This window comes from Pseudomonas anguilliseptica (genome assembly GCF_900105355.1).
Lineage (GTDB): Bacteria > Pseudomonadota > Gammaproteobacteria > Pseudomonadales > Pseudomonadaceae > Aquipseudomonas > Aquipseudomonas anguilliseptica.
The window spans coordinates 149,654-168,922 of the sequence record NZ_FNSC01000002.1; the positions used below are offsets into that span (position 1 = coordinate 149,654).

Sequence of the window (19,269 nt, forward strand, 5' to 3'; positions counted from 1 at the left end):
CTGATGAGCGCGTTTTACTGCTTCTTGCCCCAGAGTTTTTCCAGGCGTTGATCACGACCGCAGCCGTTGCGGTAGTAGTTGTAGCGCAGCGGATTACGTTGGTAGTAGTCCTGGTGATAGTCCTCCGCCGGGTAGAAGGTGCTGGCGGCGAGGATTTCCGTGACCACCGGGGCCGGTAGGCGCCCGGACTTCTCCAGGGCGGCCTTGGAGGCTTCGGCCAGTTGCTGTTCTTCGGCGCTGCTGTAGAAGATCGCGCTGCGGTACTGCGGGCCACGGTCGCAGAACTGAGCATTGGCAGTGATTGGGTCAATGGTGGGCCAGAAGGCTTCCAGCAGCTTGGCGTAGCTGGTCTTGCTCGGGTCGAAGCGCACCTGCACCGCTTCGATATGCCCACTGGTGCCGGCAGAGACTTGCTCGTAGGTGGGGTTGTCGACATGTCCGCCGATATAGCCGGAGGTGGTTTCAATCACTCCGGGCACTTTGTCGAAATCTGATTCGGTGCACCAGAAGCAGCCACCGGCAAAGATCGCCACGCCAGGGTTTTCCACCGTTGACGCACCGACTTGTGGCTGCGGCGCCTGTGCCGCGGTGGGTTCACAGGCAGCCAGCAGGCCGCCCAGAGCGAGGATGCTGCTGGCCAGCAAACGGCTGCGCCAGGTAGAGGGGATGGCAGTCATGTTCAGCTCCGCAGCTCAGGTAAGGCTTCGCCTTCGGGGATAAAACGCAAGGCCACGCCGTTGTTACACCAGCGTTCGCCGCGTGGTTTCGGGCCGTCGTCGAAGACATGGCCCTGATGACCGCCGCAGCGTGCACAGTGATATTCGGTGCGCGGGAAGAACAGCTTGAAGTCGCGCTTGGTGCCCATATGGCCGGCAATCGGCTGGGTAAAGCTGGGCCAGCCAGTGCCGCTTTCATATTTGTCCTGGCTGGCGAACAGCGGCAGGTAGCAGGCGGCACAAATGTAGGTGCCGTAGCGCTTCTCCTGATTCAGCGGGCTGCTGCCGGGGGCTTCGGTGTCTTCTTCGAAGAGCACGGCATAGGCTTCGGGCGTCAGCAGATCACGCCAGTCACTGTGGGGTTTATTCAGCGGCGTCACGCTGCTGGCGATGGTTTGCGCCAGGCTGAGCGGAACGTGACCGAGCAGGGGCAGGGTTGGCAACAGGGCCATTCCCTTGAGCAAGGAGCGTCTTTTCATGGCAGTGCTCTGTATGAGGTGTGGCCAATAGACAGAGGCAACGCCGAGTTGTTACAGGCGTGCCGGCTGCGCGCGCGAATTTCCTCGCGGTAAGTTGTAAGCAAAGATAAACCGCACGGCTCAGGCGACAGGTAGGCTGCTGGTGGTGTCGACACCGTCATCAATGATGATGCAGTTACGCCCGGCATTCTTGGCGCGATACAGGCGTTCGTCGGCACGCTGCAGCATGCTTTCCCAGTGCTCATCGCGGCGCAGGATGGCACCGCCGATCGACATGGTTACCACCCCGCCAGGCCCGTGCAGATGCTGCGCCACTTGCTGCTGCAAATGTTGTGCGGCTGCCAGCAGGCCGGCGCGCTCGGTGTTGGGCAGCAGTAGGAGGAACTCCTCGCCGCCGAAGCGGAACAGCCGGTCTTCCTTGCGCGAGGAGCTTTTGATCAGTTTCACGAAGTCCACCAGCACCTGGTCGCCGGCCTGATGGCCATGGTTGTCGTTGATCCGTTTGAAATGATCCAGGTCCATCACCAGCACGCCGTAACTGTTGCCGTGCGGCGGTAGATGGAGGCAGCGATCTTCAGCTCTTCATTCATCGCCCGGCGGTTACGGGCGCCGGTCAGCGGGTCGTGGATGGCCAGTTGTTGCAGCTGGTCGCGCTGGCTGCTGGTGCGGTAGGCAAAGACGAAGCTGAGGATGCTGGCCATCATGCTGGTGACCAGGAATGAAACCATCTGGTAGTCGCTTTCGAACACTGCTCCAGGGTTCAGCTGGCCATAACCAACCAGGGTTGTGATCACCAGAATGGTGGCAATCAAGGCCTTGGTGGGCGACACCATAAAAAAGTTGAAGAGGATCAGCGGGTAGATCCAGAACAGGCCGTTGACGCCCAGATTGATGGCGATCAGGGTCGAGCCGAAAGAGAAGATGCTGGCCAGATAGATGCCGGGTTTGACGGTGTCACCAGTGCGCCAGGCATAGAGCACCGCGAGCACGGTGGAAACCACAATTACGGTGTCGGCGGAGCCTACCAGGTAGTTACCGGTTGCTAGCCGGTAAACGGCATAAGGGGTAATACCAATTACGCCAAACAGGCCCATCAAGGTAATGATGGACAGTTGGAAGTCGTTACGCAGGCGCCTGAGCAGCCGCGATATGCGCATAGGTAAAGGCCATTGTTATCATTGTTATGAGCTAAGCATGCAGAGCTTGCCCTGGCGATGGCAATAGTAAAATTCAGCAAAGTGCCAGCATGGGCCACTATCTGCCGAATGGAACCCTGATTATCTGGTATTAGGGTTTCAGCCCTTGTGCCGCAAGGCTTGGGCAAGGCACGCAGAAGAATGCCTGCAGGCTTTTGTTGCGCTGATAGCGGGCCAGGCGTTCAGCCAATGGCTGAGGCAGCTCGGGGCAGGGGGCAAAGCCCAGGCGCAGATAGAAGTCGCTGAGCTGCGGATGGCAGAACAGCCAGACCGGTGTGGTGCAGTCGGCCAGCGCGGTTGCGATCAACTGGCGTGCCACGCCTTGCCTGCGCCAGCGTGTATCGACCAGCAGGCTGGTTAACCAATGTCCGTGTGCGACCTGCTGTAGGCAGAGCGCGGCGACGATTTCCCGATCTTCTGCCACCCACAGCTGTGCGCCGGTAGTGGCACGCATGGCTGAGCGTTGGCTGCGGTAGAACTTGTCGGCAAGTGGTTTGAGCGGGGCGGGGAGTAGGCGGTAGTGCATTGCAGATTGTCGTTGCGCGGCTGATTGAACGCCTGAGCAGGCGCTTGGCGGGTGCGACGAGTCTACGCCCTTGCGGATCTGGGTTCGACTGGTTAACAGTTCACCGGCAAAGTCGCTGGCTGGCGGTGACAGCCTGAGCGTGCCGCCGCATCATGGGCGCATTACGCCGTGTACAGCCTGCTTGCTGTGCGACTGTTGACCCCCTGAGTCGAGACGTTGATGGAACAAGCGCTGATTTATGCCGGCCAGAGCGTGCCTGGGCGGGTGCGTGGGCACAATGAAGATGCTCTGTTGTGTTGCTCGCAGCTGAATTTGTGGGCGATTGCCGACGGCATGGGCGGCCATCAATGTGGCGAAGTGGCCAGCGCCTTGGCGTTGCAAGCGCTGCAGACTGCCTGCGCCGAAGGCCAGGAACTGCTCGACGCGGTGCATGCGGCCAATCGGGCGATTCTCAGCGTGGCGCGCGCCGATGAGCAGCGTGGTATGGGCACGACCCTGGTGGCGGCACGCTTTGCTGGCGCCGCGTTCAGCATTGCCTGGGTCGGCGACAGCCGCGCCTATCGGGTCAGCGCCGGGCATATCGAGCGCCTGACCCACGACCACAGCTGGGTACAGACAATGATCGATGCCGGGCAGATGAGCGTCGAGGTGGCGCGTAGCCATCCGCAGCGTAATGTCATTCTGCAGTGCCTGGGTCGTGATGATCAGCCGTTGCAGGTTGGCATGTTGCAAGGCTCGCTCAGTGAGCATGAGTTGCTGCTGCTGTGTAGCGACGGACTGACTGGTGAGCTGGAAGATGCGCAAATCCAGCAGCTGTGCAGCAACGCCCAGACCCTCGATGAGCTGGTGGAGCAGCTGCTGGCGCAGGCCAACGCAATGGGTGGCAAGGACAATATCTCCTGTATCGTGCTCGGCCTTGATGCAGCTGCGCCCAGTGTTGAGGCCAAACCGCGTGGTTTGCTCAGCCGTCTGTTTACCTCTCGCAAGCCCTAACCTGCCGGTGTGCACTGACTCCCATGACTGAACAATTGCTCGAGATCCCCGGTTATCAAGTGCATGGCCGCCTGGGTAAAGGCGGCATGGCCGAGGTTTACCTGGCCACCCAGGCGTCGCTGCAGCGCAAGGTGGCGATCAAGGTATTGCTGAGCGCGGATGATCAGGCGTTCAGTCAGCGCTTTCTCAAGGAAGGCCACATCGTGGCGTCCCTGCATCACCCCTCGATCATCACCATCTATGACATCGACCAGCTCGCCGATGGTCGCCACTACCTGACCATGGAATTCATCCCAGGCGGCGATCTGGCGCAGCACAAGGGCGAAGTGTTCGATCTGCCGCGCGCGCTGCGTATCGTTCAGCAGGTGGCCAGCGGCCTGGCCGTGGTGCATGACAAAGGTCTGGTACACCGCGATATCAAACCGGCCAATATCCTCTTTCGCAGCGACGGCACGGCGGTAATCACCGATTTCGGTGTGGCCAAGGAAGTCGAACTGGACCATGACCTGACCCAGTTTGGCATCGCCGTTGGCAGTCCGTCCTACAGCAGCCCTGAGCAGGCGCAGTGCCAGGCCCTGGATGCGCGCAGTGATATCTACAGCCTGGGGGTGATCCTGCTGGAGATGCTCACTGGTAGTAATCCCTATCGCGCCGCCAACTACACCCAGACCGTGATGAACCACCTGCAGATGGACGTGCCGCAACTGCCGGCGCATTTGCAGAACTACCAGTGGCTGCTCGAGCGCATGCTGGCGAAAGAGCCGGATGAGCGCTTTGCCGACTGCAAGGTGTTGCTGGCCAGCCTCGATGAACTCACCCGCGATGACCCGGACAGCACGCGCATCGCCCCCGCGCTCAGCATGGGCAAACCGGCCAGAGGTAAAACTGCGCGCAGTACGCTGTGGGTCTCGCTGCTGGCCGGCATCGTATTGCTGGCTGGCGCGGCCGGCGGCGGTTATTACCTGTATCAGCAGAAGCAGATCAGCGACTACCTGGCGCGTGCCGAGCTGCGCCTGCAAAACGGTAACCTGCTGGAGCCGCCGCAGGACAATGCCGATTACCTGTTCCGCCAGGTGCTGGCGTTGGATGCGGATAACCCTGCGGCTCTGGATGGCCTGGCGCGGGTGTTGCAGGCGCGGATCAATCAGTACCTGCAACTTGCCGAACAACGCCTGGCTGATCAGCAATTGCTGCTGCCGGAAGATGACAGTGCCACTCACTACTTCCGCCAGGTGCTGGCCTGGGAGCCGGACAACCTGCTGGCTCTGGCCGGGATCAACCGGGTGGCGCAGCGTTATATCGAGCAAAGTGAGGACGCCTACAAGCGCCGCGAGTTTGCCCAGGCTTTGGCGCTGGTGCAGCAGGGCCTGGAAGTTGAGCCGGCCAACGAGCAGTTGTTGCAGCTGCTGGATGGTCACGAGCAGCGTGTGCGCTTGACCCAGACGCCCCGGCGGCGGCCTGCGGCGGCACCGGTTAACCCGGTCAAGCGGCTATGGAACAACTTATTTGATTGAGTCGTCATGCTGGCGTATTGCTACCGGGCTAATTGGCAGGCAGCATGCGCGCCTCGCTCGTAGCGTCGGCAGTTGAGGCCGAGCTGTGGCTAACTGATTTTGCCGGAGTACGCAGATGCTCAGAATTCACTTCAGTGATAATCGTCAGGCGCCAATTTGGCTGGTCGACGAGCGTTTCACCATTGGCCAGGACAGCCGCAACAGCCTGGTGTTGGTGGACCCGAGTATTGCTCCGTTTCATGCGGAAATCCGCCAGGACCATGGCTTCTACTACCTGACCGATGTCGGCAGCCCGAGCGGCTCCTTCGTCAATGACGAACGGATCAAAACGCGCTTTCAGCTGCGCGCCGACGACCGCGTGCGTCTGGGTTCTGTAGAGCTGCTGCTGGTCGACCCGGCGCGCAGCAAGACCAAGGCCGAGCAGGCCGCACGCTGGTATCTGCAGGTGATTCAGGGCGAGCACGAAGGCAAGAAATTCCATATCAACGGCTCCATGACCTTTGGCCGCTCGGTGAAGTGCGAGCTGTGCTTCAGTGATCAGGAATTGTCGCGTCGGCACTGCGAGTTCTACCTCAAGGATGACGTGCTGGAGGTCAAGGATCTGGCCTCGGCTAATGGCCTGCTGGTCAACCAGCAGAAGGTTTCGACGGCGGTATTGCAACCTGGCGACCAGCTGAAGATGGGCTCGGTAAGCCTGCTGGTGATCGGCCCGAAAAGTACTGTGGCGCCGAGTGAGGATGAAGATGCCACGCTGTTTATGCGTGCGGTGGACCTGCCCAAACCACTCAAGTCGGCAGCCCTGTCCAGCTCGCCGAGCAGCCAGACCAACCCGCTGCGCACGGCCGCTCAGGCCAACCCCATACGCGCTGCGGCGGCTCCCGTCAGTGCGCCCAGCGGCCTGAACAAACCCCTGCTGGCTCTGGCGTTGCTGCTGGTGATTGGGCTGTTGGTGGCGGCTGCGGTGTTTGCGCTTTAGCCCGCTCTTGTTGGGCAGGCAACGTGCTGCTCGATTAGTGAATGGGCTGACTTGATACGACAGTGCTAGATGGCTGCTTTGGCGTTAGGCTACGCCTCTTTGCACTGCCATCTGTTGTCGGAGTCTCCGTGAAGCCATTGCTCCTGTTGCTATCTGCCTGTTGTCTGGTGTGCCAGCCGTTAAGCGCGCTGGCCTGGTCGAATCATTCGCTGGGTAGTCAGTTGGCGTTGCAGGCCGTGCCGGAGCTGCAGCGCACCTTGAGTTACGAGCCGCTGGAGGCTTTTCTCGACGCACAGGCGCCGGCCATCGAGCAGTTGTTGGATCAGCAGGAAGCCTTTGCCCGCGCGCATTTTCCGGACTATCCGGCGCGTCCGGATGCCTTGCGTTTTAGCGCTGCGAGCGCAACTGCGGCTGACAGGCGCAGTGCGTTTCTGCAGGCGCTACGGGTCAATCCGCAGATTCGCCTGGCCGGTTTCGTTCAGCAGTTGCCAGGGCAGGCCGATGACGGTCGGCCGCGTTTGGCTGCCGAGCAAGTGCTGGTGTTTCGCAAAATCGGCCCCTGGAGCCACTGGCGCTACCTGGCCTTGCAGCCGGGTGATGACGTGAGCGCTGTGCAAGTGCTGAGCAGTGCCGCCGATGAGCCGGACTATGGCCACGACATCAACCTGTTCAGCGACAACCCGGGCGAAGTCGGCGCGCACTACAACTTCGGCGCGCAGCCCTTTGGCGATGCGCGCTTCGAGTATTCCTCCCAGGCACCATTCCATATTGGCTATTACCACGAGCCGGAGCTGGTGCTGCAGGCCGCGCCTTATCTGCGCCGTACCCTGCCGCATTGGCGCATCTACCAGTACACCGGTCTGGCACGGCTGGCCCTGGAAAGCGGGCATGATTACTGGGGGTACCGTTTTCTCGGCTGGGCGCTGCACTACATGCAGGATCTGACCCAGCCTTACCACGCCAAGACCGTACCGGGCTTTGCCACGGCAGAGCTGATGCTGATCGCCCTTAAAGGTGCAGCTGGTTATCCCGAAGATCGTCTGGCGGCGATTGCCCGCGTGGCGGATCGGCATACGGCGATCGAGGAATATCAGCTCGAGCGTATGCAGCAACTGATGGACGAGCAGGCGGCCTCGCCCCTGTTGCAGGCCTATACGCAGAACCCCCAGGACAGCTATCCAGCCTATTCGGTGGACTACGCACAACAGGTGGTGGCGGCCGAGTCCTATGTCAGTGCCGATGCCTTTGACGAGTTGATTGGCCAGTGGATGGCGCGCAAGCCGGCGGCGGCTCCGGGTTTCAGCGGTGGTAATCAGTTGGCTCAGGCGCAAGCAGATCCGCTGCTGGAGCAGTTGCTGGTGGAGCTGTTCAAGCGCTTCGGTGCGCACACTCGCAATGTGGTGCAAACCACCCTGGCGCAGCCTGCGCCTAGCGTACCGGTGGCGCCGTGAACCACAGCTCGCGCCGTTGCAAGGGCGTGGCGTTGGGTAGCAGTGGATTATGCAGTTCGATCAGCTGACGCTGGTCGAGTCGCGCGCGTTGCAGGCTGGCGGCAAAGTGCTGCTGGAACAGCCGCTCGAAGGAGCCATCGGCAATCGCTTTCTCCATGCCGATGCGCACGGTTTCCGCCAGTTCCGGACGTTTGCGCGAGAAGAAGAAATACATTGCCGTGGGGTAGTGCAGCAGTACATGCGGATCAACGACCAGTTGTTTCGCGCGCGGGTGCTCCAACTCATCCCAGACCTCGATCACCGAGCGCGGAAAGTAGTCGAAGCGCTGCGCCTGCAGCATGCGAAACAGGCTGCCGTAACTGGACGAAACCCTGAGCGGCAAACCATGGTTGCGAAGGATTTCACTGTCCGGCCAGTCGTGGCCCTGGCCGGCAGAGAACTCGCGTAGCTGCTCAAGGGTGCGCACGTCTTTCAGCAGCTGCGCACGGTCTTTGGGCAGCAGGGCGATGCGCCAGCCGAACAGGCCCTTGTCCAGCGGAATGCGCACTGGCAGCAGGCGCTGCTCGCGCTCGACGCTGGTCATGCTCCAGGCCACGTCGAGGCGGTCGTTGTGCTCCAGGTTAACCAGCGCGCGTTCCTGCTCCATGCTGTAGTGCGAAGGCTCCAGCCGCAGTGAGCTGCCGGCTTTATCCAGCGCCAGTTGCAGCTGCGCCAGGGCATAGAGGGAGCGAAACTCATCGCCATCAGCCCTGCGTGGGTAGCGCAGGGTGCCGCTGTCATCGGCCTGCAGTGGTGGGGTTAGCAGGCTGGCCAGCAGCAGGCCGCAAAGCCAGCGCCAGGCCGCCTGCGAAAGCGTGCGGGGCATTTCGGTTAGAGTCCTTTCAATACCGGCCCGGGGGTACGTGACCGGGCTGTGCGGCGCGTATTATGCCAGCCTGGCGCGCCGCCGTTATGCCGTAGGTCGCATGCCCTGAAACCAGGCTAGGCGTTGCTGCGCAGAAACTGTCCGTAGCCGCGTGCATGTCCCAGGTCGCTGGCGAATTTGCCCTGTTGAAAGGCAATGCGCCCATTGATCAGCACGGCCTCCACCGCAGCGCCGCGGTTGACCATGCGCTGCAGGCCGCCGAAGGCCTCCATCGGTGCTTCCTGGTAGCTGGCCAGGGATTCATCCAGCGCGCTTGGGTCGATGATTACCAGATCGGCACGAGCGCCTTCGTAGAGCCTGCCGGTGTCAATGTCGAACCACTCGCCCAGCTCGCCGGTCAGGCGCCAGATCGCGGTTTCAATCGGCATTACCGGTTGGCCGCGTAACTCGGCGTCACGAACCAGTTTGAGCAGGCGCACTCCGAAGTTGTAGAAAGCCATATTGCGGATATGCGCGCCGGAGTCGGCAAAGCCGATCAGGGTGCTGGGCTCGCACACCAGTTTTTCCACCACCTCGGGGCGATGGTTGGCGATCAGCGTGCGCCAGCGCAGGCGCGGGCCGTGGGCCACCAGCAGGTCGAGGAACTGATCGGCAGGGTGTGCGTCGCGGGCTTTGGCCAGTTCGCCGACGCTTTTGCCGACTACGCTGGCGTCCGGGCAATCGACAATCCAGGCGTCGTCGAAGTCGCGGTGCCAGACCCGTGGGCCGAATTTTTTCTCCACGTCCTGGCGAAAGCGCAGGCGGTAGGCCGGGTCTTGGAACAGTTGACTGCGCATGTCGTGGTTGGCCAGGTGCAGGGCGGCTTGGCCGGCGGGAAACTCCTCGAAAACCACAAACTCCATGCCGTCGGCATAGGTTTCGAATGGCACCGGCAGGGTTTGCCAACGGAAGTCGGAATGGGTCAGGCGATTGATCCAGCGGGTCAGTGGGCCAAGTACCGGCGCCAGCCACGGGTCGGCTTTGACATCCATGAGGGTGATCAGGGTGGTCTTCAGCGGCTTGCGCCACCAGCCGCCGATGCTGTCCCAGAGAAAGGCCAGCACATTGAGCTTGGTCACCTGGTTCGGCGCGCCCTGATGGATGCGTCCACGCCGGCGCAGGATCTTGTTCAGCCGTGCGTACTCGGCCCAGGGCGCATACACCGAGGGCAGGGATTTCGAGCGCTGGCGGTCGCCATCGAGTTTGTCCCAGGGGTTGGTCATGCTCGACAGGCCGAGCAGGCCGGCATCCAGCGCCTCTTCCAGTAGGCGTTCCATCTGCTGCAGTTCGTTTTCGCTGGGGCGCACCTGGGCATCGACCGCGCGCGCAAGGCCGAGTACAGCGACGCGCAGGTCGGAGTGGCCGAGGAAGGAGCAGACATTCGGCCCCAGCGGATGCTGATCGAGAAAGGCGGCGAACTCGCCGGCGCTGTTCCAGGTCTTGCGCGCCTGCAGCAGCGGCAACACATGCTCGCGCGGCACTGATTCGACGCGGGTGAACAGATCCGAGCAGTCTTCCGGGCTGGACAGCACCATGCTGATCGAGCAGCTGCCGATCATCACTGTGGTCACACCATGGCGCACCGATTCCTTGAGTGCCGGGGCGGCCACCAGTTCGGCGTCGTAATGGGTGTGCATGTCGATAAAGCCGGGCGTTACCCAGCGGTTTTTCGCATCGATAACTTGGCCACAGCCGCTTTCATCCAGGGCGCTGGTGCTGATGCAGGCCAGCTTGCCATCGGCGATGCCCAGGTGACGCAGCACCCCAGGCGCGCCGCTGCCATCGAAAAACAGCGCGTTCTTGATCAGCGCATCGAACATCGGCAGGCTCCTGAGCGAATGCAATCGGCCAGTCGAGCTTAGTCTGCTGCGCGCGGCGGCTGTGAAGGCGTAAGTGAACAAGCTGGGGTCTATTCGGCCATGCGCGCGTAAACCCGCTAACCACTCAGGCGTTAAGGCGACGACGCTCGGCGCTGATCTCCGGCATATCGGTGCGCCGCACATAGACCCGCAGCGGTTCGCTGATAGCCAGGCGGTCATCGATGTTCTGTGCCAGCAGCAGTTGCAGACGCGTGCGGTCGAGGTTCATCAGCTCGCCGTCAAAGGCGCGCCAGACGAATTCGCAGGTAGGGGTGATGCTTTGTTCGAGTACGTCGAGGCCGAAGGAGTCTTCGGAAAAACGCACGATATAGCGCCCGGTCTTGGCATTGAAACCAACAAAACCCTGCAGTTGGTCGGCAGCCGCGCAAATGCTGGCAGAGGTGATGCTCATGGAAGCCTCGTCGATGGCAGTGGAAGTCATCGGCATAGGCTAAAGCGCTCTGGGCAGAGGATCTTGCGATGGATCAATAAGTGCGCGGGTGGGCTGTTTGGAACCACTAGCATTGTGGCCGTGGTTCCGGGTGTTGCACGGCAATAGGTCACCTCAGGCAGCACGCAGGTGCTGTCTGGGGTAACGGGGAGGCGGGTATTGGTTTAACGGGTGCTGGAAAATGCGCTGATCTTGCCGAACGGCGAGCTGTGCATATCAACCTTGACCGCCATCAGCGGCGAGTTGTTGACCCAGACATCGTCGATCACGATGGTTTCACCGATATCGTCGTTATCGGCGGCCACCAGTAGGTAGTAGGTACCGTCTTCGGCGGCTTCACCATCCCAGCTCAGGCTGATCTGCCCGACCACGGCTTCGGCGTGCGAGGGCTTGTCGGCAATCACCGCGCCGTAGGCATCCAACAGCATGGCGCGCGGCTTCAGGGCATATTTGCTGACGCCCATGCACGGTTCGTTGCACAGCGAATGCACATTGAGGGTGTAGCGCTCGCCCTTTTTCAGCTGCAGGGAAAAGATCCGGTAGTTGGAGATCGAGCTGCCGAAGTCCAGCCGCGGTTCATCGGCGCTGATCGGCCATTGCGGCGCCAGCAGGCCAGGGTTGAGCGGCAGCGGAATGGCCTGGGTGTTGTGGATGGCTTCCAGGGCGCTCTTGGCCATCGGGCTTTTGCCCGCCATGACCTCTTGCTGGTAGGTCGTCTGCGGGTTGCTGGCGCAGGCGCCAAGCAGCAGGCAGACGGCCAGAATCAGAAACTTGTGCACGGTAAAAACTCCTGTGTGACAACGTCCTTGTGTACACGCCGAGCGCTGGTGGCGCGGCGGACGCATATTCTACTCGCTTTGTGCGATGCGCGGAGTGGCCAATCTGCCAGTACGACGAACTGCGCACACTGAACGGCGCCGTTCGTAGGCCCGCCACGCGTCCTACGCGGCGGACCTGGTCAGCCTCTGTTTAACCGGAAAGCCCGACGTAGACGTTCTGCACGTCATCGTGTGCGTCGAGCGCTTCGAGGAAGGCTTCGACCTCTTCCAGTTGTTCGGCGCTCAGGCTGCTCACCGGGTTTTTCGGGATATAGCCAATCTTCGCCGAGTTGACGCTGAAACCATGTTCCGGCAGCGCGCGGCACACGGCGTCGAGGTCGGTTGGTTCGGTGATAAACAGGGTGTTGCCTTCATCAGCCGGCTCGAAATCCTGAGCGCCGGCTTCGATGGCGGCCATTTCCGGGTCGGCATCGCTCTCAGTGCTGGCTTCGATCATGCCCACATGGTTGAAGTCCCAGGTCACCGAGCCGGAAGCGCCCATCTGGCCCTTGCGGAACAGCACACGGACTTCTGCCACAGTGCGGTTGATGTTGTCGGTCAGGCACTCGATGATCACGGGCACCTGATGCGGGGCGAAACCCTCATAGGTGGCGGAGTGGAAGGTTACGGTGTCGCCCAACAGGCCTGCGCCTTTCTTGATTGCCCGCTCGAGGGTTTCCTTGGGCATCGAGGCTTTTTTCGCCTGATGGATGGCCAGGCGCAGTTTGGGGTTCAGGTCCGGATCGGCGCCGTTGCGGGCGGCGATCATGATTTCCTTGACCAGGCGGCCGAAGATCTTGCCTCTGGCGTTGGCCGCGGCTTCTTTAGGTTTGGCTTTCCACTGAGCGCCCATGGGTTATCTCGTCGTTGCGGGTTGATGGGTGGATCTCGGGTCTGCTACGCGTCGGCGATACGGCGTTTAAAATGGCCTCGCTCGAGCTGCGCAAGATCCGAAACGAATTCTAAGGGCTGCGATTCTAGCCCTTCGAGGCGCTGGCGGCACCTGTGGCGCTGCAATCTGCCGATCAGTATTGTGCTGTACGGCTTATTTGCCGGGTCTCTGTATGGGCACTATGGCGCTGCTGGCCGCTTTAATAAGCGCTGATTGATTAGTCTGGAGCGCCCATGCAACCCAAGGATTTACTGCTGGCCCTGGTGGTGGTCATCGTCTGGGGCATGAATTTTGTGGTGATCAAGATCGGCCTGCACGAGATGCCGCCGATGCTGCTGGGTGCGTTACGTTTTCTGCTGGCGGCCTTTCCTGCCGTGCTGTTTATCAAGCGTCCGCAGATTCCGCTGCGCTGGCTGCTGGCCTATGGCGTGACCATCTCGCTGGGGCAGTTCGCCTTTCTCTTCTCGGCCATGTCCGTTGGCATGCCGGCCGGTCTGGCATCGCTGGTGCTGCAGTCACAGGCGATGTTTACCCTGCTATTTGCCGTGCTGTTGCTGGGGGAGCGCTTTCGCCTGGCCAACCTGTTTGGGTTGCTGGTGGCGGCCGGCGGTTTGCTGCTGATTGGCTCGCAGGGCAATGGCCTGATGACCTTGGCCGGTTTTCTGCTGACGCTCTGCGCTGCCGCCGCTGCCGCCGCTGCCGCCGCTGCCGTTTTTGGCGCTGTCCTGGCTGATGGAAGGCCCCGAGGTGATCGAGTCAGCGCTGCGCGGATTCAGCCTGGATACCTTGCTGGTGCTGATTTACCTGGCGTTCGGCGCGACCATTCTCGGCTATGGCCTGTGGAGCCGCTTGCTGTCGCGTTATCCGGCCAGCCAGGTGGCGCCGTTTTCGTTGCTGGTGCCGGTGGTCGGGCTGACGTCTTCGGCATTGCTGCTCGATGAACGCCTGAGCAGCTTGCAGCTAGTCGGTGCGCTGCTGGTGATGCTTGGCTTGCTGCTGAATTTTTGCGGTGGCTGGTTACAGGAGCGTTTGCGCGCGCGTTGGGCCTAGGCCTTATAAAACCTGTTTACGAGCTTGCGAGCTAGAGTCCTGCAAGGCGCTACGCCAGTAACAGCCTCCGGCTGGTCAAAACGGCGAGGAAGCGGAGTGTACTGTTGTACATGAGCATTCTGAGTCTGTTTTTAACGTGGCAGGGCCGACGCGCAGCAGATCGTAATCCGGTTTTTAGCGTTTGCCCATGGCACGGCGAGTGCCACTTGGCGCTGGGCCAATCTTCTTTTCGTGGCTCGACTTGTTGCCTTTCTGGTGCCAGGGCTGGTCGTCCTGTTTGCCGGAGGCGGCTTTGGCTGCGCCGAATAGCGAAGCGAAACCAGCGGCTTTAGGCCGACTGACAGGCGTAGCCTGGTCAGTGAGTGGCGCGGCGCTGTCGGCAGACTGAACGGCGAGGGTGGGTTCAGCTGCTGGAGTCTGGGTCATGACGAGGTCCGCGGGTGCGAGAAGAAAAGGCCGGCGAGTATACCTGGCTATTGCCCGAGGTTCTGGACTATGGGGCTGTGGCGTGGTGCCTGATGGACGCTGCGTGAAAAAAACAGGATTCGCCGGGCCGGGCGGCCCAGCGAACAGGCAGGATCAGTCCTGGCGGCTGGTTACTTCCAGCAGGTGGTAGCCGAACTGGGTCTTCACCGGGCCTTGCACCACGTTGATCGGTGCGCTGAATACCACGGTGTCGAATTCCTTGACCATCTGGCCTGGGCCGAACGAGCCAAGGTCACCGCCGCTGCGGCTGGATGGGCAACTGGAGTTGTCTTTGGCGACTTGGGCGAAGTCGGCACCGCCTTCGATTGCGGCTTTCAGTTCGTTACACTTGTCTTCGCTGGCAACCAGGATGTGACGGGCAGTGGCGCGGGCCATGAGAATTACTCCTTATAAAGAAGCGGCAAAGCCTACCGCAATCGTTGGGCTATTCAAACGCCGTGCGTGTGACGTTTATCGGTTGAGTCATAAAAATCTGCCTGGAGCGCTGATTCACGCCGCGTTGCGTTGAGACCTGAATGGCATGCATAAAAAAGGCTTACCCATGGGTAAGCCTTTTGTTGGTTCGGCAAGCGTTTAGCTGTGTTTTTGCTCAGCCTGGCAAGCGGCGGCGGTGAACAGCACGTCGGTGGAGGAATTCAGCGCGGTTTCCGCAGAGTCCTGCACGATGCCGATGATAAAGCCGACGGCGACCACCTGCATGGCCACCTCATTGGGGATGCCGAACAGGCTGCACGCCAGCGGGATCAGCAGCAGCGAGCCACCGGCCACGCCCGACGCGCCGCAGGCGCTGATCGAGGCAAGCAGGCTGAGCAGCAAGGCGGTTGGCAGGTCGACGGCGATGCCCAGGGTGTGCACGGCGGCCATGGTCAGTACGGTGATGGTGATCGCCGCGCCGGCCATATTGATGGTCGCGCCCAGTGGGATCGATACCGAGTAGGTTTCCTCGTGCAGGCCCAGACGCTGGCAGAGCTGCAGGTTGACCGGGATATTGGCCGCCGAACTACGGGTAAAGAACGCCGTCAGGCCGCTTTCGCGCAGGCAAGTCAGCACCAGCGGGTAGGGATTGCGACGGGTCTTGAAATAGACAATCGCCGGGTTGGTCACCAGGGCGACAAACAGCATGCAGCCCACCAGTACCAGCAGCAGGTGTGAGTAATCGAGCAGGGCCGACATGCCTGACTCGGCCAAGGTGGCGGCAACCAGGCCGAAAACCCCCAGTGGCGCCAGGCGAATCACCAGCTTGACGATGCTGGTAACTGCGCCGGAAAGGTCTGCGAGCATCTGCTTGCTGCTCGGGCTGGCGTGACGGAAGGCAAAGCCCAGGGCAATGGCCCAGGCCAGGATGCCGATAAAGTTGCCTTTGAGCAGGGCGTTGACCGGGTTATCCACCACATTCAGCAGCAGGGTTTTCAGCACTTCGCTGATGCCGCCGGGTGGCGACAATTCGGCGCTGTTGCTCACCAGAGTCAGGCTGGACGGGAACGCAAAGCTGGCGGCTACTGCAATCAGCGCGGCGCTGAAGGTGCCGATCAGGTACAACAGCAGAATCGGTTTGATATGGGTCTGCTGGCCTTGCTGATGGTTGGCAACGGACGCCGCCACCAGTACGAATACCAGCACCGGAGCCACGGCCTTCAGCGCCGAGACAAACACCGTACCGAGGAAGCTGACGCTTGCCGCGGCTTCAGGCAGGAACAGCGCCAGGGCGATACCAGCCACTAGGCCGATGGCGATTTGCAGCACCAGGCTGGTGCTGTTGAGCAGTTGGACAAGCGGGTGTTGGGCAGTGGTCATGACATGCATCTCTACTTGGCGGGCAGGCCTGCGATCTCTTCCTATTGCCTGTCGGGCTCGAGGCGCCGGGGCTGGATGCATGGCTGCAGTGCGCGTTATGAGGCTTTTCGCGGGGGATGGAACAAGGCCACGCTGAAAAATAGCGCGCGACTCTATCACAGTGATCCGCTTTTACGCGCCGCCGAAGTGTTAGCCCGCCCAGCGGTGGTTATACCTATCAACCGGTCGTCAGGCGGGCTAGGCTAGGGCCTTTGCGAGGCCGTGAGGTTGTTATGTCCAACGAAGATGCGAGCGCTATGGCGGTTGAAACCCTGACGATCGTCGAAGCGCGGGTGCTGGGTTGCCTGATTGAAAAGCAGCTGACCACTCCCGAAGCCTACCCCCTAACGCTGAACGCCCTGGTATTGGCCTGCAATCAGAAAACCAGCCGTGAGCCGGTGCTCAACCTTACCGCCGGCCAAGTCGGGCAGGCTCTGCGTAGCCTGGAAGGGCGCGAAATGGCGCGTCTGGTGATGGGCAGCCGAGCGGATCGCTGGGAGCACCGTGCCGACAAAGCGCTGGAGCTGGTCGCGGCGCAAGTGGTGTTGCTCGGTCTATTGCTGCTGCGTGGTCCGCAGACCCTCAACGAACTGCTGACACGCAGCAGTCGCATGCATGATTTCGATGATGCCGAGCAGGTTCAGCATCACCTTGAGCGCCTGATCAGTCGCGAACTGGCCTGCCTGCTACCTCGTCAGTCGGGGCAGCGTGAAGACCGTTATATGCACGCTCTGGGTGATCCGGCGGATTTGCAGGCGGCATTGTCGGCCAGGGCCAGTGAGCCGCAGCGCGCTGCGGCGGGCGGTCAGCAGGATGAGCGCCTGGAAGCTCTGGAGGCGCGTATTGCGGCGCTGGAAGAACGTTTGGCGCAGTTGGAGTCGGCTGCGCAGTAAACAAAAAAGGTGCTCGATTGAGCACCTTTTGGTGTTGCCTATTAACTGTGATCAGCTAAAGCGCAGGCCGGGTGTACGTTCGGCACCACCTTCTGCAACGCGGTTTGCGCCAGTATGGTCAGCACCGTCTTCGGCAACACGCAGATGCTCTTGCAAGCGGTCGGCGCCACCTTCGGCGACACGGCTAGCGCCAGTACGATCGGCACCGTCTTCGGCGACACGCAGACGCTCTTGCAGGCGATCAGCGCCACCTTCGGCGACACGGTTTGCACCAGTGCGCTCAGCGCCGCCTTCAGTTTGCAGGTTGCTGCCAAAACCCATCAGGGTTTTTACGCTGCTGTCCTGCATTTCACCCAGCAGTGGCTGCGGGTTGTTCTGTGGCAGGGCAAAGGCGCTGATGGACAGGCTGCTCAGGATTACGGCGGTGAGAATTTGCTTTTTCATGTTCAGGCTCCTCGTAAGGGCGGGTGTAAGTGAGTGCGGAGCCAATGATACGGATGAAAATTTGATGAAGAAGTGCAGGCTGGGTATGGTAATCATCGATGGCGTCGATAGTTGGTTTAATGCCTTATTTATCAATAATTTATGTTCAATTATTGAAGTCTAAAAGATAATTTATGGAGCGATTGTGCATGATCATTAATATCTAATTAATCGATGTATCGTGTTTTCTAGTCTGCGCTTCAGGTGGCAGGCATGGCTTTGCTTGAAATATCGAACGGCTGGTGCGTATTTTGTACGCTTCGCCGTTCGACTACGGCCTCTTGCATCAATAAGGACAACAGCAAATGAGTACCCTCGACCGCACCGCCCTGGCTGAGTTGTTGCGTGGTGTTGATGAAGTTGAATGTGTGACGCCAGACCTCAATGGCGTGCCGCGTGGCAAGGTGATGACGGCTGAGGGTTTTCTGCAGGGGCGGCGCTTGCAGTTGGCGCGCGGGGTATTGCTGCAATGCATCATGGGGGGCTACCCGGCGCCGTGTTATTACGGCAGTGATGATGGGGACCTGGCCTTGAATGCCGAGCCGACACAGATTCATCGGCTGCCCTGGAGTGAAACGCCGCGCGCGCTGGCCATCTGTGATGCCGATGAGTTCGATGGACGCAGCTCCGGCTTGTCTACCCGTGGTCTGCTCAAGCAGGTGATTGCGCGTTACGCCAGCCATGGTTGGCAGCCGGTGGTGGCGACCGAGCTGGAGTTTTTCGTGTTTGCCCGCAATGCCGAGCCACTGCAGCCGTTTCAGCCGCCGCTGGGGCTCGATGGTCGGCGTGAAGACGGCGGCTCAGCCTTCAGCGTGAGTTCTAACAACGGCCTGCGCCCGTTCTTCCAGGAGGTCTACCAGTGCATGGCGGCTCTGGGCCTGCCGCGCGATACCTTTATGCATGAGATGGGCGTCAGCCAGTTCGAGATCAACCTGCTGCACGGCGATCCGCTGCTGCTTGCCGACCAGACGTTTCTGTTCAAACACCTGCTCAAGGAAGTCGCGCTCAAGCACGGGCTCACAGTGGTGTGCATGGCCAAGCCGCTGGCGCACACGCCCGGCAGTTCCATGCATATTCATCAAAGCGTGGTGGAGCAGGGCAGCGGGCAGAATATCTTCAGTGCGGCCGATGGCCAGGCAACGCCGGCGTTTTACCAATTTATCGCCGGGCAGCAGGCGGCCATGGCCGATTTCACCCTGCTATTTGCCCCGCATGTGAACTCCTATCAGCGCCTTTGCCATCCTTATGCTTCGCCGAACAACGCCTGCTGGTCGGAGGATAATCGCGCCGCTGGCCTGCGCATTCCCGCTAGTGCGCCTGTGGCGCGGCGGGTGGAGAACCGCTTGCCGGGCGCCGATGCCAATCCTTATCTGGCGCTGGCGGCGAGCCTTGCAGCGGGTCTGTATGGGATTGAGCAGCAGCTGCAGCCCAGTGCGCCGATTCAGGGTGAGTTCGAAGTGCCGGACGAATTGGCGCTACCCTGTACCATGCATGCCGCGATTGAGCGTCTCAAGCGCAGTCCGTTGGCGCTGGAACTGTTCGGCAAAGAGTTCATCGAAGGCTACATTGCCAGCAAGACATTGGAGCTCACCAGCTTCTTTGACGAAATTACCCCGTGGGAGCGCCGCGTACTGGCGGCCCACGCCTAAGAACCTGCCTACGATCTGCTGCGCGTCGGCCCTGCTGCGCTAAAAACCGGCTCGGATGCTTATGTACAACTCGTACACTTGTGTACGAGCCCAGTCCGTT

General features: G+C 60.9%; 20 protein-coding genes and 1 pseudogene. 7 read left to right on the forward strand and 14 right to left on the reverse strand.

All coding sequences use genetic code 11. From position 1 onward, the window contains the following. Positions 1 to 14: 14 nt before the first annotated feature. The 5 genes from msrA to BLW24_RS25175 all read right to left on the reverse strand — a co-directional run bounded on the left by msrA (position 15) and on the right by BLW24_RS25175 (position 2,917). Positions 15 to 677: a peptide-methionine (S)-S-oxide reductase MsrA gene (msrA, locus tag BLW24_RS25160; RefSeq protein ID WP_090387952.1), complete on the reverse strand. Its 663-nt coding sequence runs from the start codon at positions 675 to 677 to the stop codon at positions 15 to 17. A gap of 2 nt (positions 678 to 679) precedes the next feature. Beyond that, a complete protein-coding gene (gene msrB, locus BLW24_RS25165) occupies positions 680 to 1,195 on the reverse strand; it encodes a peptide-methionine (R)-S-oxide reductase MsrB (protein WP_090387953.1) in 516 nt (171 codons plus the stop codon). A 120-nt stretch (positions 1,196 to 1,315) separates the two neighbouring features. Continuing rightward, positions 1,316 to 1,717, reverse strand: coding sequence for a GGDEF domain-containing protein (locus BLW24_RS26765; RefSeq protein WP_244161305.1), 402 nt, complete (start codon positions 1,715 to 1,717; stop codon positions 1,316 to 1,318). Then, entirely contained in the window at positions 1,717 to 2,352 is a 636-nt protein-coding gene (locus tag BLW24_RS26770; protein WP_244161306.1) for a GGDEF domain-containing protein, read from the reverse strand. The genes BLW24_RS26765 and BLW24_RS26770 overlap by 1 nt, the downstream gene beginning before the upstream one ends. A 130-nt stretch (positions 2,353 to 2,482) precedes the next feature. Further along, positions 2,483 to 2,917 carry a GNAT family N-acetyltransferase gene (locus BLW24_RS25175; protein WP_090387954.1) on the reverse strand — a complete coding sequence of 145 codons (435 nt, stop codon included), beginning with the start codon at positions 2,915 to 2,917 and terminating at the stop codon, positions 2,483 to 2,485. 219 nt (positions 2,918 to 3,136) lie between these two features. Between BLW24_RS25175 and BLW24_RS25180 the strand changes: the two genes are divergently transcribed. From BLW24_RS25180 to BLW24_RS25195, 4 genes are all read left to right on the forward strand, one after another. Further along, entirely contained in the window at positions 3,137 to 3,910 is a 774-nt protein-coding gene (locus BLW24_RS25180; RefSeq protein ID WP_090387955.1) for a PP2C family protein-serine/threonine phosphatase, read from the forward strand. Between the two features lie 23 nt (positions 3,911 to 3,933). Continuing rightward, a complete protein-coding gene (locus tag BLW24_RS25185) occupies positions 3,934 to 5,424 on the forward strand; it encodes a serine/threonine-protein kinase (protein ID WP_090387956.1) in 1,491 nt (496 codons plus the stop codon). A gap of 115 nt (positions 5,425 to 5,539) precedes the next feature. Next, the gene (locus BLW24_RS25190) at positions 5,540 to 6,400 is read left to right on the forward strand and encodes an FHA domain-containing protein (RefSeq protein WP_090387957.1); all 861 of its coding nucleotides are present in this window, start codon (positions 5,540 to 5,542) and stop codon (positions 6,398 to 6,400) included. Positions 6,401 to 6,528: 128 nt separating this feature from the next. Continuing rightward, on the forward strand, positions 6,529 to 7,851 hold the full coding sequence (locus BLW24_RS25195) for a phospholipase C/P1 nuclease family protein (RefSeq protein ID WP_420875051.1): 1,323 nt from the start codon (positions 6,529 to 6,531) through the stop codon (positions 7,849 to 7,851). Here BLW24_RS25195 and BLW24_RS25200 read toward each other — a convergent pair. The 5 genes from BLW24_RS25200 to BLW24_RS25220 form a co-directional block, all read right to left on the reverse strand. Beyond that, the gene (locus BLW24_RS25200; RefSeq protein ID WP_208600248.1) at positions 7,829 to 8,716 is read right to left on the reverse strand and encodes a type 2 periplasmic-binding domain-containing protein; all 888 of its coding nucleotides are present in this window, start codon (positions 8,714 to 8,716) and stop codon (positions 7,829 to 7,831) included. The genes BLW24_RS25195 and BLW24_RS25200 overlap by 23 nt on opposite strands. Positions 8,717 to 8,832: 116 nt before the next feature. Beyond that, positions 8,833 to 10,575, reverse strand: coding sequence for an N-acyl-D-amino-acid deacylase family protein (locus BLW24_RS25205; RefSeq protein ID WP_090387958.1), 1,743 nt, complete (start codon positions 10,573 to 10,575; stop codon positions 8,833 to 8,835). Between the two features lie 124 nt (positions 10,576 to 10,699). Beyond that, positions 10,700 to 11,026 (reverse strand): DUF2025 family protein, encoded by a 327-nt coding sequence (locus tag BLW24_RS25210; protein WP_090387988.1) that lies wholly within the window; start codon positions 11,024 to 11,026, stop codon positions 10,700 to 10,702. A gap of 203 nt (positions 11,027 to 11,229) precedes the next feature. Then, entirely contained in the window at positions 11,230 to 11,844 is a 615-nt protein-coding gene (locus tag BLW24_RS25215; protein WP_244161307.1) for a putative periplasmic lipoprotein, read from the reverse strand. Between the two features lie 190 nt (positions 11,845 to 12,034). After that, complete coding sequence (locus tag BLW24_RS25220; RefSeq protein WP_090387959.1) at positions 12,035 to 12,736, reverse strand: YebC/PmpR family DNA-binding transcriptional regulator; 702 nt, start codon at positions 12,734 to 12,736, stop codon at positions 12,035 to 12,037. Positions 12,737 to 13,008: 272 nt separating this feature from the next. Between BLW24_RS25220 and BLW24_RS25225 the strand changes: the two are divergent. Then, positions 13,009 to 13,825, forward strand: a pseudogene (locus tag BLW24_RS25225) (EamA family transporter). Positions 13,826 to 13,999: 174 nt separating this feature from the next. Here BLW24_RS25225 and BLW24_RS25230 read toward each other — a convergent pair. The 3 genes from BLW24_RS25230 to sstT all read right to left on the reverse strand — a co-directional run bounded on the left by BLW24_RS25230 (position 14,000) and on the right by sstT (position 16,105). Continuing rightward, entirely contained in the window at positions 14,000 to 14,251 is a 252-nt protein-coding gene (locus BLW24_RS25230) for a hypothetical protein (protein WP_090387960.1), read from the reverse strand. Positions 14,252 to 14,404: 153 nt separating this feature from the next. Continuing rightward, positions 14,405 to 14,686 carry a peptidylprolyl isomerase gene (locus BLW24_RS25235; RefSeq protein ID WP_090248458.1) on the reverse strand — a complete coding sequence of 94 codons (282 nt, stop codon included), beginning with the start codon at positions 14,684 to 14,686 and terminating at the stop codon, positions 14,405 to 14,407. 198 nt (positions 14,687 to 14,884) lie between these two features. Then, complete coding sequence (gene sstT / locus BLW24_RS25240; RefSeq protein WP_090387990.1) at positions 14,885 to 16,105, reverse strand: serine/threonine transporter SstT; 1,221 nt, start codon at positions 16,103 to 16,105, stop codon at positions 14,885 to 14,887. A gap of 272 nt (positions 16,106 to 16,377) precedes the next feature. Here sstT and BLW24_RS25245 point away from each other — a divergent pair, with 272 nt between their 5' ends. After that, positions 16,378 to 17,037 (forward strand): YceH family protein, encoded by a 660-nt coding sequence (locus BLW24_RS25245; protein WP_090387961.1) that lies wholly within the window; start codon positions 16,378 to 16,380, stop codon positions 17,035 to 17,037. Positions 17,038 to 17,088: 51 nt separating this feature from the next. Here the strand turns inward: BLW24_RS25245 and BLW24_RS25250 are convergent, their stop codons facing one another. Further along, positions 17,089 to 17,481 carry a hypothetical protein gene (locus tag BLW24_RS25250; RefSeq protein WP_090387962.1) on the reverse strand — a complete coding sequence of 131 codons (393 nt, stop codon included), beginning with the start codon at positions 17,479 to 17,481 and terminating at the stop codon, positions 17,089 to 17,091. A gap of 446 nt (positions 17,482 to 17,927) precedes the next feature. Here BLW24_RS25250 and BLW24_RS25255 point away from each other — a divergent pair, with 446 nt between their 5' ends. Beyond that, a complete protein-coding gene (locus tag BLW24_RS25255) occupies positions 17,928 to 19,169 on the forward strand; it encodes a glutamine synthetase family protein (RefSeq protein WP_208600253.1) in 1,242 nt (413 codons plus the stop codon). The last annotated feature ends 100 nt before the right edge of the window (positions 19,170 to 19,269 follow it).